This is a genomic window from Streptomyces sp. Isolate_45, from assembly GCF_024721315.2.
Classification (GTDB): domain Bacteria; phylum Actinomycetota; class Actinomycetes; order Streptomycetales; family Streptomycetaceae; genus Streptomyces.
The window spans coordinates 23,103-37,027 of the sequence record NZ_JANFAK020000003.1 but is presented as its reverse complement, the minus strand read 5'-3'; the positions used below and the strand labels follow the sequence as shown (position 1 = coordinate 37,027).

Annotated in this window: 14 protein-coding genes; 9 read left to right on the top strand and 5 right to left on the bottom strand. The window is 73.1% G+C overall.

Annotated elements, in window-relative coordinates; genetic code table 11:
• Window positions 1-86 precede the first annotated feature (86 nt).
• The 5 genes from NOD94_RS01845 (at window position 87) to NOD94_RS01825 (ending at window position 6,162) form a co-directional block, all read left to right on the top strand.
• Window positions 87-1,085: a transporter substrate-binding domain-containing protein gene (locus tag NOD94_RS01845; protein WP_281203983.1), complete on the top strand. Its 999-nt coding sequence runs from the start codon at window positions 87-89 to the stop codon at window positions 1,083-1,085.
• Between the two features lie 194 nt (window positions 1,086-1,279).
• Complete coding sequence (locus NOD94_RS01840) at window positions 1,280-2,494, top strand: LLM class flavin-dependent oxidoreductase (RefSeq protein WP_281203896.1); 1,215 nt, start codon at window positions 1,280-1,282, stop codon at window positions 2,492-2,494.
• Between the two features lie 25 nt (window positions 2,495-2,519).
• Window positions 2,520-3,905 carry an NtaA/DmoA family FMN-dependent monooxygenase gene (locus NOD94_RS01835; RefSeq protein ID WP_281203895.1) on the top strand — a complete coding sequence of 462 codons (1,386 nt, stop codon included), beginning with the start codon at window positions 2,520-2,522 and terminating at the stop codon, window positions 3,903-3,905.
• Window positions 3,902-5,032: an LLM class flavin-dependent oxidoreductase gene (locus NOD94_RS01830; protein ID WP_281203894.1), complete on the top strand. Its 1,131-nt coding sequence runs from the start codon at window positions 3,902-3,904 to the stop codon at window positions 5,030-5,032. The genes NOD94_RS01835 and NOD94_RS01830 overlap by 4 nt, the downstream gene beginning before the upstream one ends.
• An 11-nt stretch (window positions 5,033-5,043) precedes the next feature.
• Entirely contained in the window at window positions 5,044-6,162 is a 1,119-nt protein-coding gene (locus tag NOD94_RS01825; RefSeq protein WP_281203893.1) for an LLM class flavin-dependent oxidoreductase, read from the top strand.
• 55 nt (window positions 6,163-6,217) lie between these two features.
• Here the strand turns inward: NOD94_RS01825 and NOD94_RS01820 are convergent, their stop codons facing one another.
• Window positions 6,218-7,222, bottom strand: a complete 1,005-nt coding sequence (locus NOD94_RS01820; RefSeq protein ID WP_281203892.1) for a BtrH N-terminal domain-containing protein — start codon at window positions 7,220-7,222, stop codon at window positions 6,218-6,220.
• Window positions 7,223-7,544: 322 nt separating this feature from the next.
• On the opposite strand from NOD94_RS01820, the gene NOD94_RS01815 reads away from it, so the two are divergent.
• The 4 genes from NOD94_RS01815 (at window position 7,545) to NOD94_RS01800 (ending at window position 10,348) form a co-directional block, all read left to right on the top strand.
• Window positions 7,545-7,793, top strand: coding sequence for a hypothetical protein (locus NOD94_RS01815; protein WP_281203891.1), 249 nt, complete (start codon window positions 7,545-7,547; stop codon window positions 7,791-7,793).
• A gap of 147 nt (window positions 7,794-7,940) precedes the next feature.
• Entirely contained in the window at window positions 7,941-8,936 is a 996-nt protein-coding gene (locus tag NOD94_RS01810) for a helix-turn-helix domain-containing protein (RefSeq protein WP_281203890.1), read from the top strand.
• Between the two features lie 127 nt (window positions 8,937-9,063).
• Window positions 9,064-9,687: a cysteine hydrolase family protein gene (locus NOD94_RS01805; protein WP_281203889.1), complete on the top strand. Its 624-nt coding sequence runs from the start codon at window positions 9,064-9,066 to the stop codon at window positions 9,685-9,687.
• Window positions 9,688-9,916: 229 nt separating this feature from the next.
• Window positions 9,917-10,348 carry a pyridoxamine 5'-phosphate oxidase family protein gene (locus NOD94_RS01800; protein WP_281203888.1) on the top strand — a complete coding sequence of 144 codons (432 nt, stop codon included), beginning with the start codon at window positions 9,917-9,919 and terminating at the stop codon, window positions 10,346-10,348.
• Between the two features lie 51 nt (window positions 10,349-10,399).
• Here NOD94_RS01800 and NOD94_RS01795 read toward each other — a convergent pair whose 3' ends face one another.
• The 4 genes from NOD94_RS01795 to NOD94_RS01780 all read right to left on the bottom strand — a co-directional run bounded on the left by NOD94_RS01795 (window position 10,400) and on the right by NOD94_RS01780 (window position 13,879).
• The gene (locus NOD94_RS01795; RefSeq protein WP_281203887.1) at window positions 10,400-11,785 is read right to left on the bottom strand and encodes a HAMP domain-containing sensor histidine kinase; all 1,386 of its coding nucleotides are present in this window, start codon (window positions 11,783-11,785) and stop codon (window positions 10,400-10,402) included.
• Window positions 11,782-12,504, bottom strand: coding sequence for a response regulator transcription factor (locus NOD94_RS01790; protein ID WP_281203886.1), 723 nt, complete (start codon window positions 12,502-12,504; stop codon window positions 11,782-11,784). The genes NOD94_RS01795 and NOD94_RS01790 overlap by 4 nt, the downstream gene beginning before the upstream one ends.
• 98 nt (window positions 12,505-12,602) lie before the next feature.
• Window positions 12,603-13,178, bottom strand: coding sequence for a protein-disulfide reductase DsbD family protein (locus NOD94_RS01785; protein ID WP_281203885.1), 576 nt, complete (start codon window positions 13,176-13,178; stop codon window positions 12,603-12,605).
• Entirely contained in the window at window positions 13,175-13,879 is a 705-nt protein-coding gene (locus tag NOD94_RS01780; RefSeq protein WP_281203884.1) for a thioredoxin family protein, read from the bottom strand. The genes NOD94_RS01785 and NOD94_RS01780 overlap by 4 nt, the downstream gene beginning before the upstream one ends.
• Between the last annotated feature and the right edge of the window lie 46 nt (window positions 13,880-13,925).

The window sequence follows — 13,925 nt, the reverse complement described above, 5'->3', positions numbered from 1 at the left end:
CTCCCGTACCGCCCTTCCCGTCCCGTCCGTCCCTCCTTCGGCTCACCGAACACTCGAAAAGGATCACCATGCGACGCCCCTCCATCATGCGCACCGGACTCGTCCGCGGTCTCGGCACGGCGGTCGTCACCGCCGCCCTCGCCGGTGGACTCACCGCGTGCGGCGGTGACGCGGAGGCCACCGGCGCGACGCCGGGCAAGGTCACCGTGGGCGCCGTCTCCAACGGTGCGGCCCAGCCGGCCGAACTGTCCGCACCGGTCGTCGAGGCACTGCGCGCGCGGCTGCCTAAGGCCGTGCGCGAACGCGGCGAGCTGATCATCGGGGTCGGGGCCCTCCCTGCCGGCTACCCGCCGCTCGCCTACGTCGGCACCGATCAGAAGACCCTCACGGGCGCGGAGCCGGATCTCGGCCGCCTCGTCGCCTCGACGCTGGGGCTGAAGCCGGTGGTGAAGAACTCCACGTGGGAGAACCTCTTCGTCGGCATCGACAGCGGCAAGGTCGACGTGGCCTTCACGAACGTCACGGTCACCGAGGAACGCAAGAAGAAGTACGAGTTCGCCTCCTACCGGCAGGACAACCTCGCCTTCGAGGCGTTGAAGGAGAACACCTGGAACTTCGCCGGCGACTACCGCAACCTCGCGGGCAGGACGGTGGCGGTCAGCTCGGGCACCAACCAGGAGAAGATCCTGCTGGAGTGGCAGAACAAGCTCCGCTCCGAGGGCAAGGACCTGACGGTCAAGTACTTTCCTGACTCCAACAGCGTCAATCTGGCGCTGAGCGGCAAGAAGATCGACCTCAACTTCGGGCCGAACCCGTCGATCTCGTACCACATCACCCAGACTGCGGGCACCAACGCCCCGACGCGCAACGCGGGTTCGTTCTCCGGAGCGGGCGACTCGCTCCAGGGGCTGATCGCCGCGACGGCGAAGAAGGACAGCGGGCTGGCCGGTCCGGTGTCGGAGGCCATCAACCACCTGATCAAGAACGGCCAGTACGGGCAGCTCCTCGGCACGTGGAACCTGTCGAACGAGGCGGTGCCCACCTCGGAGGTCAACCCGCCCGGACTGCCCACGACGAACTCCTGAGCGCGGGGCGGGCTGGGCGGGCGGGGCGCAGGAAGTTTTCGGGAGGTGTTACACCGCCGCCAAGTTCTTTTCATACGGCGGTAATTGCATGCTCCCCCCATCGGTCGTAGCGTTTCGGAGAAGTTGCCGACGGGCCGAATTCGCGATCCCGCTCCGTCCATTCCCGCCCGCCCATCAGGAAGGCGCATGCCGACGTGTCCGAATTCCCGTCACGTACCGATCCCACCACTTCCGGGCCCCTGCACCTCGCCGTGGCGCTCGACGGCGCGGGCCGGCATCCTGCCGCCTGGCGCGAGCCGGGGGCCCGGCCGGAAGCCCTCTTCACTGCCCGGCACTGGGCCGGAATCGTCGCCGAGGCCGAGGCCGGACTGCTGGACTTCGTCACCTTCGAGGACGGGCTCGCCCTCCAGTCGTCCGCGCCCGACGGCCCCGACGGGCGTACGGACCGCGTCCGCGGCCGGCTCGACGCCGTGCTGATCGCGGCCCGGGTCGCCCCCCTGACCCGACACCTGGGCCTGGTGCCGAGCGTCACCACCACCCACACCGAGCCGTTCCACATCTCCAAGGCCGTCGCCACCCTCGACCACGTCAGCCGGGGCCGGGCGGGCGTGCACGTCCAGGTGTCCGGACTGCCCCACGAGGAGCGGCACTTCGGCCGTCGTGCGGCTGTGCCGTCCGCGGCGGAGCTGTACGAGGAGGCGGCCGACCACGTCGAGGTGGTCCGGCGGCTGTGGGACAGCTGGGAGGACGACGCGGAGATCCGTGACGTGGCCACCGGTCGGTTCGTGGACCGCGCCAAGCTGCACCACGTCGACTTCGAGGGCCGGCACTTCCGTGTCCGGGGCCCCTCGATCACCCCGCGCCCGCCGCAGGGGCAACCCGTGGTGAGCGCGGTCGTGGCGCCGGGCGACGTCGGGGCCGCGTACCGCCTGGTGGCCCGGTCCGCGGACGTCGGATACCTGGCCGCCCGCGGCCTCGGGGAGGCCGTGGCCGCCGTGGAGGCGGTGCGGCGGGCCCAGGACGCGGCCGGGCTCGGTGCGCGGTCCCCGCACCTGTTCGGTGAGCTGATCGTGTTCCTGGACGAGGACGGGCCGGCGGCGACCGGCCGCCGGGAACGCCTCGACGCGCTCGCGGGCGGCCCGGACGAGGGGCACGCCGAGGTGTTCACCGGGAGCCCCGGCGGGCTGGCCGACCTGTTGGAGGAGCGGCGGACAGCGGGCCTGTCGGGCTTCCGGCTGCACCCGGCCGTCATCGCGCACGACCTGCCCGCCATCACCCGGGGGCTGGTGCCCGAGCTCCAACGGCGCGGCCTGTTCCGCACCGCGTACGGGGCGGACACCCTGCGCGGGCTGCTCGGCCTGGACCGGCACCCGGCCAACCGCTACGCGACGCCCGGCCCCGCCGCCTGACGCGAACCATCCGGAAGGACGAACCATGAGCACCAAGCCGCTCAAGCAGATCCACCTCGCGGCCCACTTCCCCGGTGTCAACAACACCACCGTCTGGAGCGACCCGGCGGCGGGCAGCCACATCGACTTCGACTCGTTCGTCCACTTCGCCCGCACCGCCGAGCGCGCCAAGTTCGACTTCCTCTTCCTCGCCGAGGGACTGCGTCTGCGTGAACAGGGCGGCGAGATATACGACTTGGACGTAGTGGGACGCCCGGACACGTTCACCGTGCTGGCGGCCCTCGCGGCCGTCACCGACCGGCTCGGACTGACCGGGACGATCAACTCGACCTTCAACGAGCCGTACGAGGTGGCCCGCCAGTTCGCTTCCCTCGACCACCTCTCCGAGGGGCGCGCCGCGTGGAACGTGGTCACCTCCTGGGACGCCTTCACCGGGGAGAACTTCCGGCGCGGCGGCTTCCTGCCGCGCGAGGAACGGTACTCGCGGGCCCGGGAGTTCCTGTCGACGGCGATCGAGCTGTTCGACTCCTGGGACGGCTCGGAGATCGCGGCGGATCCCGCGACGGGCACCTTCCTGCGGGACGCCCGCGCCGGGGCCTTCGCCCACCGGGGGCAGCACTTCGACATCGAGGGCCGGTTCAACGTGCCGCGCAGCCCGCAGGGCCGGCCCGTCGTCTTCCAGGCCGGTGACTCCGAGGAGGGGCGCGAGTTCGCGGCCTCCGGGGCGGACGCGATCTTCGGCCGGTACGGGACCCTGGACGAGGGCCGGGAGTTCTACGCCGACGTCAAGGGACGGCTGGCCAAGTACGGCCGCACCGCTGATCAGTTGAAGATCCTTCCCGCCGCCACCTTCGTGCTCGGCGACACCGACGCCGAGGCCCACGAGAGCGCCCACGAGGTCCGCCGACTCCAGGTCAGCGGGCAGACGGCGATCAAGTACCTGGAGCACGTGTGGAACCGGGACCTGTCCGGCTACGACCCCGACGGCCCGCTGCCCGACGTCGACCCGGAGACCGGGGAGAACACCATCGCCCTGGGGCGGGCGAGCGTACGGCAGTTCCGTGATCCCCTCGCCACCGCACGGCAGTGGCGGGAGCTCGCCGAGGCGAAGAACCTGTCGATCCGCGAGCTCGTGATCGCGACCACGGCCCGTCAGACGTTCGTCGGCTCCCCCGCCACGGTGGCGGGGCAGATCGACTCCCTGGTGCAGCAGGACGCCGCCGACGGGTTCATCCTGGTCCCGCACATCACCCCCGGTGGCCTGGACGTGTTCGCCGACACGGTCGTGCCGCTGCTCCAGGAGCGCGGCGTCTTCCGCTCCGAGTACGAGGGCAGCACCCTGCGCGACCATCTGGGAATCTCCGTACCCGCCGCGCGGGAGGCGGCCGGGCGGGCGGCCGGCGCCTCGTGAAGTTCCTGGCCATCACCCTGATCACGGACTCCCCCGACCCGGTGACGGGAGCCCCGACCCCGACGCGCGAGCGGTTCCGCCAGGTCGTCTCCGCCGCGCTGCTGGCGGAGGAACTCGGCTTCGACGGGTTCGGGGTGGGCGAGCGCCACGAGCGGCCGTTCCTCTCCTCGTCCCCTCCCGTGGTGCTCTCGCACATCGCCGCGCTGACCCGCCGGATCCGGCTGTACACGGCGGTGACGACGCTGAGCCTGCTGGACCCGGTACGGGCGTACGAGGACTACGCGACGCTCGACCACCTCAGCGACGGCCGCCTGGAGCTGATGATCGGCAAGGGGAACGGCTCGGCGCAGCGCGAGCTGTTCGACGTGAGCCCCGAGGACCAGTGGGACCGCAACTCCGAGGGCTACGAACTGTTCCGGCGGATCTGGCAGGAGGACGAGGTGACCGCGCGGCCCAGGTTCCGGCCCGCGCTGACCGGGGCCGAGGTGCTGCCCCGGCCATATCAGCGGAAGCTGCGGGTGTGGCACGGCAGCGCCACGAGCCGGGAGTCGGTCGACCTCGCGGCGCGCCATGGCGACCCGCTGTTCTCGGCGAACGTCACCCACCCGATCGGCCCGTACGCCGAGTTGATCCGTCACTACCGGGAGCGCTGGGTGCACCACGGACACGATCCGGCGCACGCGGTCGTGGGCGCGGGCACGGCGGGCTTCCACACGGCGCCCACCTCACAGCGGGCGGTGGCCGCCTACCGGCCGGCGTTCGCCCGGTACCTGGCGGCCCACCGGGCGCAGGGCGCGGAGCCGGTCTTCCCGACCCTGGACGACTTCGTCGAGCGCAGTTCGGCCCTGATCGGCAGCCCGCAGCAGGTGATCGAGAAGGTGCACCGTTACCACGAGGAGTTCGGTCACACGGTGCTGCACCTGCAGGCCGAGCCCGGCGGACTCACCGACGCGGAGCACCGGGCGTCCCTGGAACTGTTCCAGGCTCGGGTCGCGCCGGTGCTGCGCCGCTCGATCCCCGATCCGTTCCACTTCGATCCGGGCCCGCCCGTTCCGGCCCTCCCCGTCGCGGATTCCCCCGGCCCGGTCCCCTCCGCCTCCGCTGTCCCCGCCTCCCCCGATCTGTAAGGAGCACGGCCATGTCCGGCATACCCCTGGGGGTCCTCGACCTCGTCCCGATCACATCCGGTTCGACCGCCGCCGAGGCCCTGCACCGCAGCGTCGACCTGGCCCGACAGACGGAACGGTTCGGCTACGCCCGCTACTGGTTCGCCGAGCACCACCTCAACCCCGGTGTGGCGGGGACCTCCCCCGCCGTGGTGCTCGCCCTGACCGCCTCCGCGACCACGAAGATCCGGATCGGTTCCGGGGCCGTCCAACTGGGCCACCGCACCGCCCTGTCCACGGTCGAGGAGTTCGGCCTGATCGACGCCCTGCACCCGGGCCGCCTCGACCTGGGCCTGGGCCGTTCGGCCGGCCGCCCACCGCAGCCGGCCCCGGACGCCGCGCCGCCCTTCGAGGGGCTGGCTCCGAACGGCCTGCTGATCCCGCCCCGCTTCTCCTTCGCGCACCTCCTCGGGCACCCGCGGGTGGCCCTCCAGCAGCGGCTGTTGAACCTGCCGGGCGCCCGGCCGCAGGACTACGCCGAGCAGGTGGCCGACGTACTGGCCCTGCTACGCGGCGAGTACCGCTCCCCGGAGGGTGTGGAGGCGCACGCCGTGCCGGGCGAGGGGGCCGAGGTGCAGGTGTGGATCCTGGGCAGCAGCGGTGGGGTCAGTGCGGAGACCGCCGGCCGCAACGGGCTGCGCTTCGCGGCGAACTACCACGTCAGTCCTGCCTCGGTGCTGGAGGCCGCGGAGGGCTACCGGGCCGCCTTCAAGCCGTCGGACGAGCTGGACCGGCCGTACCTGACCGTGTCCGCCGACGTGGTGGTGGCCCCCGACGACGCGCAGGCGCGGGAGCTGGCCGCCGGCTACGGGCCCTGGGTGCGCGGCATCCGTACCGCCGAGGGTGCGATCCCCTATCCGACACCGGAGGAGGCGCGGCGGCTGCCGTGGACGGACGCCGACCGGGACCTGGTCGCGGACCGGGTGGACACGCGGTTCGTGGGTTCGGCCCGGACGGTCGCGGACGGCCTGGAACGGCTCCAGGAGGCCACCGGGGCCGACGAGCTGCTGATCACCACGATCACGCACGGCCACGAGGACCGGGTCCGTTCCTACCGGCTGCTGGCCGAGGAGTGGGCGCGCCGCGGCTGACCCGGGTGGGTCGGCCGCGGCGGCGGGGCCGCTCGGGGAGGGGAGGCTCGGGGCGCTACTTGCGGAGCGCTTCGACCGCCCGTCCTTCGAGTTCGAGGCTGCGGTCCACGTGCTCGGCGCAGGCGTCGAAGAGGTCCCGGCGTTCCTCGGCCCCCGCGTCCGGGTCGGCGGCGCGGGCGAGACCCGCCAGGTCGGACCAGTGCCGGGCGGACTGCCGGAAGAGTTCCGCCGGTTCGGGGCGGTCGACGAGTTCGAGGAAGTCGGCGTAGAGCGGGCGGGTTGCGCCCGGTGCCGTCCACTCCTCCTCCAGGCAGGAGTACAGCCGCCCGGTGCCCTCGCGGAAGGCTTCCGGGGAGCTGCCGAAGCGGCGTTCCCAGCCCGTCTTCGTGGTCCGGTCGCGCAGCTGCGCGGCGAACTTCTCCATGCCGGTGAAGCCGAAGTTGACGTCGAACTGGTTGCCCAGGACCGGCCCCGTGAGGTGGGTGACCGTGGAGGCGATGGCCCCTTCGACGTCCGGCTCCCCCTCGGGCGGTCCGGTCGGAACGATGAGCTGGTGCCGGCCCTTGCGGTGCGCCGTCCAGGCGGCCCCGAACTCCTCGCGGTCGATGCGGTGCGGGGTGTCGGCGCCGTCCTCGATCAGCAGGTCGTCGCCGTCGTATCCGGCGATGACGACGGTGTACGGGTCGGCGCCGGTCATCTCGGCGTCCGGGTCGGCCTCGTGCCAGGGCAGGGAGGACCGGTCGACGACGCAGAACGCGGGCTGCCCCTCGTCGAGGGCGGCGCGGACCCGGCCCCAGCGGGGCTTCATCGCGCGCGTGGCGTCGTACGGAACTCCCAGGCGGCCGAGCGCCACCTGGACCCAGGGTTCGGGGTGGGCCTGGGCCACGATGGTGGCGATGGGGGTGCGGCCCGCGTATTCGAAGACGAAGTACATGAAACCGATGCCCCCCGCCAGGCCGGCGACCAGCTCCTCCGGGTGGGTGCTGCCCAGGGCGTGCCGGATCAGGGAGGCCTCGCGGTGGCGTCCGGTACCGAAGTCTTCATACACGAGCACAGTCATGCCGTCAGCCTAGTAGCGCTCGGACGGCCGTTCTCCCCGAGGTGCCGAGCGGAGCGAGCGGTACTAGCGTGTTTGGGGTGAGAGCCGCCCCCACGGGGCACGCCCCCAGCGGCCGGAGTTCCCGCACGTCCATGGACGGGGACCGAGGCTCTGTCGCGTGCCCGTCTCGGGGAGGTACGTCGCATTGGACGCGTCGCTGGGGCAGACGTGCGGACGTACGGAGGCAACGCCACGATCCGCGCCGCAGCGTCTTCACGTGCGGCCGCGGCCACCCGTTCCTGTCCCGATGACGCGGTGGGAGGGTGGAAGGAAGGGTATTCCCATGCATGCACAGAGAGCGAAGCGCCTCTTCGCGATTTCCGCTGCCGGCCTCCTGATGGCTGGTGGCGCCGCGATCGGCACCGCGGGCACGGCTTCGGCAGCGACCCCGTCGCACTCGGTCAGCTACCTCACCGGTGGCGGCTGCGGTGGAGACTCCGACCACGGCGGCTGGTACAACAGCGGCTGGGACGACGATGACGACGACTGGGGCGGCTACGGCGGCCACGGTCACGGTCACGGCGACTACTGACGCCACCCCGTGGAAGAACGGTGCGCGGTCCCGCGAGGGGCCGCGCACCGCTGTCTTCCGGATGTCCGGGCGGCAGGACCGCCCGATGTCCGGATGTGACAGGAAGCCGTCATTGCGGTCATCGGTGGCGGCCCCGAGGATGGGTCCATGCCCCTCACCCACCGCGTCGTCATCGCGGTCTTCCCCGACGTCGACCTCCTCGACGTCACCGGCCCGGCCGAGGTCTTCGCGCTGGCCAACCGGGAGACCGCGGGCCGCGCCGGCTATCGGGTCCGGCTCGCCGGACCCACCGCCGGCGAGGTGCGGACGTCGGCCGGTGTGCGGCTGCTCGCCGACCTGGCCTTCGACGAGGTGGGCGAACAGGTCGACACCCTGCTGGTGCCCGGCGCGGTGGACATGGCCGACGACGGCCCGCGGGCCCGCATCGACCCCGATGTGGTGGCCTGGGTGAGGGACACCGCCCCGTACGCGCGTCGAGTGGCGTCGGTGTGCGTGGGCGCGCACCTGCTGGCGGCGGCAGGGCTGCTGGACGGGAGGACGGCGACGACGCACTGGTCGACCGCCGCCCAACTCGCCGCCGACCACCCGTCGGTCACCGTCGACCCGGATCCGATCTTCGTCCGTACCGACCGCGGCCGGCTGTGGACGGGCGCCGGGATCAGCGCCTGCCTGGACCTCTCGCTCGCGCTGGTCGCCGAGGACCTCGGCGAGGACGTGGCGTTGGCGGTGGCCCGGCAATTGGTGATGTACCTCAAACGGCAGGGCGGCCAGAGCCAGTTCTCCGTTCCGCTCAGCCGGCCCGCGTCCGCCCGCCGGGACATCGACGAACTACGGCTGTGGATCGCCGACCACCTCGACGAGGACCTGTCCGCGGAGGTGCTGGCGGCCCGCATGTGCCTCAGTGAGCGGCACCTGGCCCGCGTCTTCAAACAGGAGACCGGCGCGAGTCCGGCCGCGTACGTCGAGGCCGCCCGGGTCGAGGTGGCCCGGCGGCTGCTGGAGACCACCGACGGTCCGGTCGAACACGTCGCCGCCGCGGCCGGACTCGGATCGGCGGAAACCCTGCACCGGGCCTTCCGACGTCAGCTCGCCACAACGCCGGCCGCCTACCGCCGCCGGTTCCGTACCGGGGCGGGGGCCTGACCCGCGCGCCGGGTCACCCCGTTCCACGCCTCCCCACCCACCCCGCACCCCGTACCCGGGCCGGGTGCGCCGCTTCGCTATGCCCGCGTCCCGAACCCCGAAACCCGAAACCCCTGAAAGGCACTCCATGAACACGCTCACGCCCTCCACCACCCTGCGCGACGTCATCGGCCTGGACAACCGGCCGCCCCAGCTCTCCGATTCCGTCCTGATCATGGTGGACTTCCAGAACACCTATCGGACCGGTGTGATGGCCCTCGAAGGCGTCGAGGAGGCCCTGGCGGCCGGCGGCCGTCTGCTGGAGCGTGCCCGCGCCGCCGGTACGCCGGTCGTCCACGTCCTCAACGACGGCGGCGAGGGCACCCCGTACGACATCCGTGCCCACATCGGCGCCATCAGCGACGAGGTCGCGCCGGCGACCGGGGAGCCGGTGGTGGTCAAGCAGTTCCCCAACGCCTTCCACCTGACCGAACTGGAGCGGACCCTCACCGACCTGGGCGCCGCGCCGGGCAGCGGCAGGGACCTCGTCATCGCCGGCTTCATGACGCACATGTGCGTCAACCACACCGCCCAGGGCGCGTTCAACCTCGGCTACCGGCCGACCGTCGTCGCCGAGACCACCGCCACGCGGTCCCTCGTCGCCCCCGACGGAACGGTCCTGCCCGCGGTCGCGCTCCAGGCCGCCGCGCTGACCGGCATCACCGACCTGTTCGGCACGGTCGTCGCCACCGTGGACGAGCTGCCCGCCTGACCCGCACGGACCGGCCCCGCCTCTCCTGGGGGCCGGTTCCCCGCGGCCGCGGCGGCCCGGCGAACCGACGAACGGCACGCCGGCGGTGCTGTGGTGAGGGCCCGCGGCCCCTCCGGCCGGCATCCTGGTAGCCGCCCGCCCCGGGGCGGTCCGCTCGCCCCGCGGGAATGCGCGGGGGCGGGGTGGGGTTGCCCCGGCACAGGTTTCTTCCCTCCCGAAGGAGCGTTCCGTGCCGCTTTCAACCGCCGAACGCGAGGAGTTCCTCGCCGAAGCCCACATCGCCGCGTTCGCCGTGGACGCCGGTTCCGAAGGGGACCGGGCCCCGCTGACGGTCCCGATCTGGTACCAGTACTCCCCCGGCGGCGACATCTGGATCATGACGGGTCGGGACTCCCGCAAGGCCGCGTTGATCGCGGCCGCGGGCCGGTTCAGCCTGATGGTCGACCGGGTCGAGCCGTCGATCCGCTACGTGGCGGTGGAGGGGCCGGTCCTGTCGACCGAACCGGCGACCCGCGAGCGGCTGACGGAGCTCGCCGCCCGGTACCTGCCGGCGGAGAAGGTCGAGGGCTACGTCGATTTCGCGTGGAAGGACCACGGCGAGCAGATCGTCGTCCACATGCGCCCGCAGCGCTGGGTCAGCTCGGACCTCGGCCAGGTCTGAGCCGCGGCCTGCTCCCCGGGGTGCCGGCAGGCCCGCCGGGGCCCCGTACGGTCAGCGCCGGCGGAGCCAGCCCGGGCGTCTCCTCGAGGTGCGGGGGCCGCGTTCTGAGGGGAGGGGCGGGGCGAGGGCGAAGGTCACGGTGATGTGCGCTCCCCCGCGCGGACCGCGGGCGATGCGCAGGGAGCCGCCGGTGACGTCCGCGGCCCGCCGGGCGATGTCGAGGCCGAGCCCCGAGGAACCGCTGCTGCCGCCGCGGGAGAGTGCCCGGTCCGGTTCCGGGATGCCCGGCCCGGAGTCCTCCACGACGAGTTCCACGGCCTGCGCGGTCCGTGCGACGCGGACGCCGAACGGGGTCCCGGACGCGGTGTGCCGAAAGACGTTGCCGATGAGCGCGTCGACCACGGCGGCGAGGTCGTCGTCGGACAGGCCGACGGCCGTGGGTTCCTGGGTGAGTTCGAGGGCGCAGGGTCGGTTCTGCTGCTCGGCCAGGATCGCCCAGAAGGACGTCCGGCGCCGGACCACGTCGGCGGCCTCGCAGCGCGGGGCGTCGCCGTGGGACGTGTGGCTGTCCGTGCCGAGCAGGCCCTGGCCCATCGGGCCCACGGCCAGCGGCGTGCGGGCGGCCGTGATGATGGCTTCGAGTTCCGTCTCCAGTTCGGCGACGGCGGCCTCGACCCTGGCCGACTCCGGCGTACCGGCCATGCGTTCCGAGGCCAGGTGCAGGGCCGTCAGCGGGGTCCGCAGCCGGTGCGACAGGTCGGCGACCAGTTCCCGTTCGACGGCGAGCAGTTCGGTCATCCGGTGGGCCATCGCGTTGAAGGCGACCCCGGCCTCGCGCAGTTCCCGGGGGCCCATCGGGTCCACTCGGGCGTCGAGGTCGCCCTCCCCCAACGCGCGCGAGGCCTGCGCGAGCCGCCGCGAGGACCGTACGACCTTGGCGCCGAGCCGGTCGGCGACCATGACGGATCCGGCGACGAGGCCGACGGCGAGGAGGACCATGACGGCCCAGGAGGCCTTGACCCCGCGGGTCAGGTCCGCCTCGGGGACGAAGTTCTCGATGACGGCGACCCGGTCGCCGGGCAGCACCACCGGCTGCAGCGACGTCCAGCCGGTGGGGATCTCCTGGGAGATGGACTCGCGTCCCTGTTGGGCCCTTCGCAGCAACTCGGCGGGGGCTTGGGAGGTCCCGAGGGGCGGCGCGTCCGGCAGGTGGATCACCAGGTGTTCCGACGCGTCGAGGCCCGCGACGGACTCGCGCAGGGCGGACGGGTCGGTGGTCAGCGTCAGGACGGGGGCGAGGGCGGCGGCGCGCTGTTCGGCGGCGGTGACGCTCTGCTCCTTGACCAGCGACATGACGAGTGCGGCCAGCGGTATCAGGAAGGAGAGGGCGACCATGGACGTCACGGCGAGCGCGACCCCGGCCAGTGAGCGTCTCAACGGGGGGCCACCAGTTTGATGCCGACGCCCCGGACGGTCAGCAGGTAGCGCGGGGCCGAGGCCCGTTCGCCGAGCTTGCGGCGCAGGGACGACAGGTGGACGTCGACGGTCTGGTCGTCCACGTACGGCTCGCGCCAGACCTCGCTCAGCAACCGGCGTTTGGAGACGACCTGACCGGTGTGGTGGGCGAGGAAGGCCAGGAGGTCGAACTCCCTGCGGGTGAGGTGGAGCTCCAGGCCGGCCAGGTGCGCGGTGCGGGCGGCGGGATCGACGCTGAGTTCGCCGACGGTGGTCGCCCGCAGCGGTTCGGCGGCCGGTGCCGGTCCGGGGCCGCCGGTCGGATGCGCCGGCGCGACGTGAGTGGTGCGGCGCAGGACGGCGGAGAGGCGGGCGATGAGCTGGCCGCCGGAGAAGGGCTTGACCAGGTAGTCGTCCGCGCCCGCGTTGAGGAGCTTGATGATCTCCGTCTCGTCGTCGCGGGCGGTGGCCACGAGGACGGGGACGGATGAGATGCCGCGGATCATGCGGAGGGCGTCCCCTCCGTCCAGGTCGGGCAGTCCGAGGTCGAGTACCACCGCGTCGACGGGTATCCGGGTGATCTCCCGCAGGGCGCCGAAACCGTCGCCCACGCTCCGTACGGCATACCCGTGTTCCGCCAGGACCTCGATGAGTGACTGGCGGATGCTGGGGTCGTCTTCCACGACGAGGACGCTGGGCATGGGGACACCTTAGGTGCTCGGCCGCGGAGGTCGTGGACAGGGCGTCGGCGGGCGGCGGCGGGCGGCGGGCGGCGCCCGGACCGCCGCCACGGCACGCCTCAGGGTGCGGCGAGCCGCGGACCGTCGCCGGTGACGCGCAGGCGCACGGGGTGGTCGGTGACCGGGATGGTGCAGCCCTCCCGGGTGCTGCAGCTCGCGTAACCGAACAGGACGGTCGCGTCCCCGTCGGCGCCGGCGCGGACGGGCAGGGTGACGGTGACCGGGCCGTCGGGGTAGACGGGGACGGGTGCGTCGACGCCGGGCAGGTTGATGTCGCTCACCTTCGAGGCGGCCTTCGGTTCGCCCTCCGCCGTGAGGGCGCCGGTGACGTTCATCGCGGTGGGCCTGCCCACACCCTCGATGCCGGTCGCCGGCAGCTCCGTGCTGTAGAGGTGGAAGCCGTCCTCCGGGGTGAAAACGGCGGTCAGGGTGCCCTTCGAGGCCTGCCAGGCGGACACCGAGAGGGCGACGGTGACGCCGTTCTCCGTGAAGCGGGTCACGGGCGCGGGGGCGTCCGCCGCCGGGGGCTGTCCGCCGCAGGCGGTGAGCGCGGTCAGGGCGAGGAGGGCCGCCGCCGGGCGTGCCCGCCGGGCGTGCCACACCCGGCGGGGCGGGTTCGTGCGCGGCGGTCTCATGACGCCCACAGGCGCAGGAAGGAGTTGAGCCCCTCCGCGGTCAGGGACGGATTGCCCGTGGCGTGCGTGTCGGTGCGCACCGTGCCGGACGGTGAGAGGACGACCAGGACGGGCATCTTGTAACTGCCGCCGCCGGGGCTGTACTTGCGCAGGAGCGCGGAGGCGGCGGAGCTGCTGCCGCCGATGTCGACCTTGACCAGGTGGTACGACTCGCCGAGGAGGGCCGCCGTCTGCGGCTGCGCGAACACCTTGTCGGCCGCCTTGCAGTTGCCGCACCAGTTGGCGCCGAAGTCGAGGAGGACCATCCTCCCGTCGGCCTTGGCCGCGCGCAGCGCCGCGTCGACCTGCGCCTGCCCGACCGAGCTGTCGTAGCCGGGCCCGGGTATCCGGGCGGGCGCGGGCGCGGCCGATGTCCGGGGCGGCTGGGAGGGAGTACGGGTGGGGGTTGCCGTCCTGGTCCTGGACGGGGTCGGCGAGGAGCCGGTCGGGGTGCTCGCGGACGTGGAGGGCGGGGCCGGGGGCGACGTGCTCGGGGACGCCTGCCCGGCCGCGGACGCCGACGCCGACGCGGTGGCCGACGCGGCGTCGGAGGACGAGGCCTCCGACGACGGTCCGGCGACGGACGCGGCGGCGGCGCCGACGGGCGGGGAGGACGTGCCGCAGGCGGCGGTCAGTCCCGCCGCGAGAACGGCTGCGGCCACCAGTGGCAGGCGCGCCACCGGACGGGCGGGGGATCCCGGCTGTGCG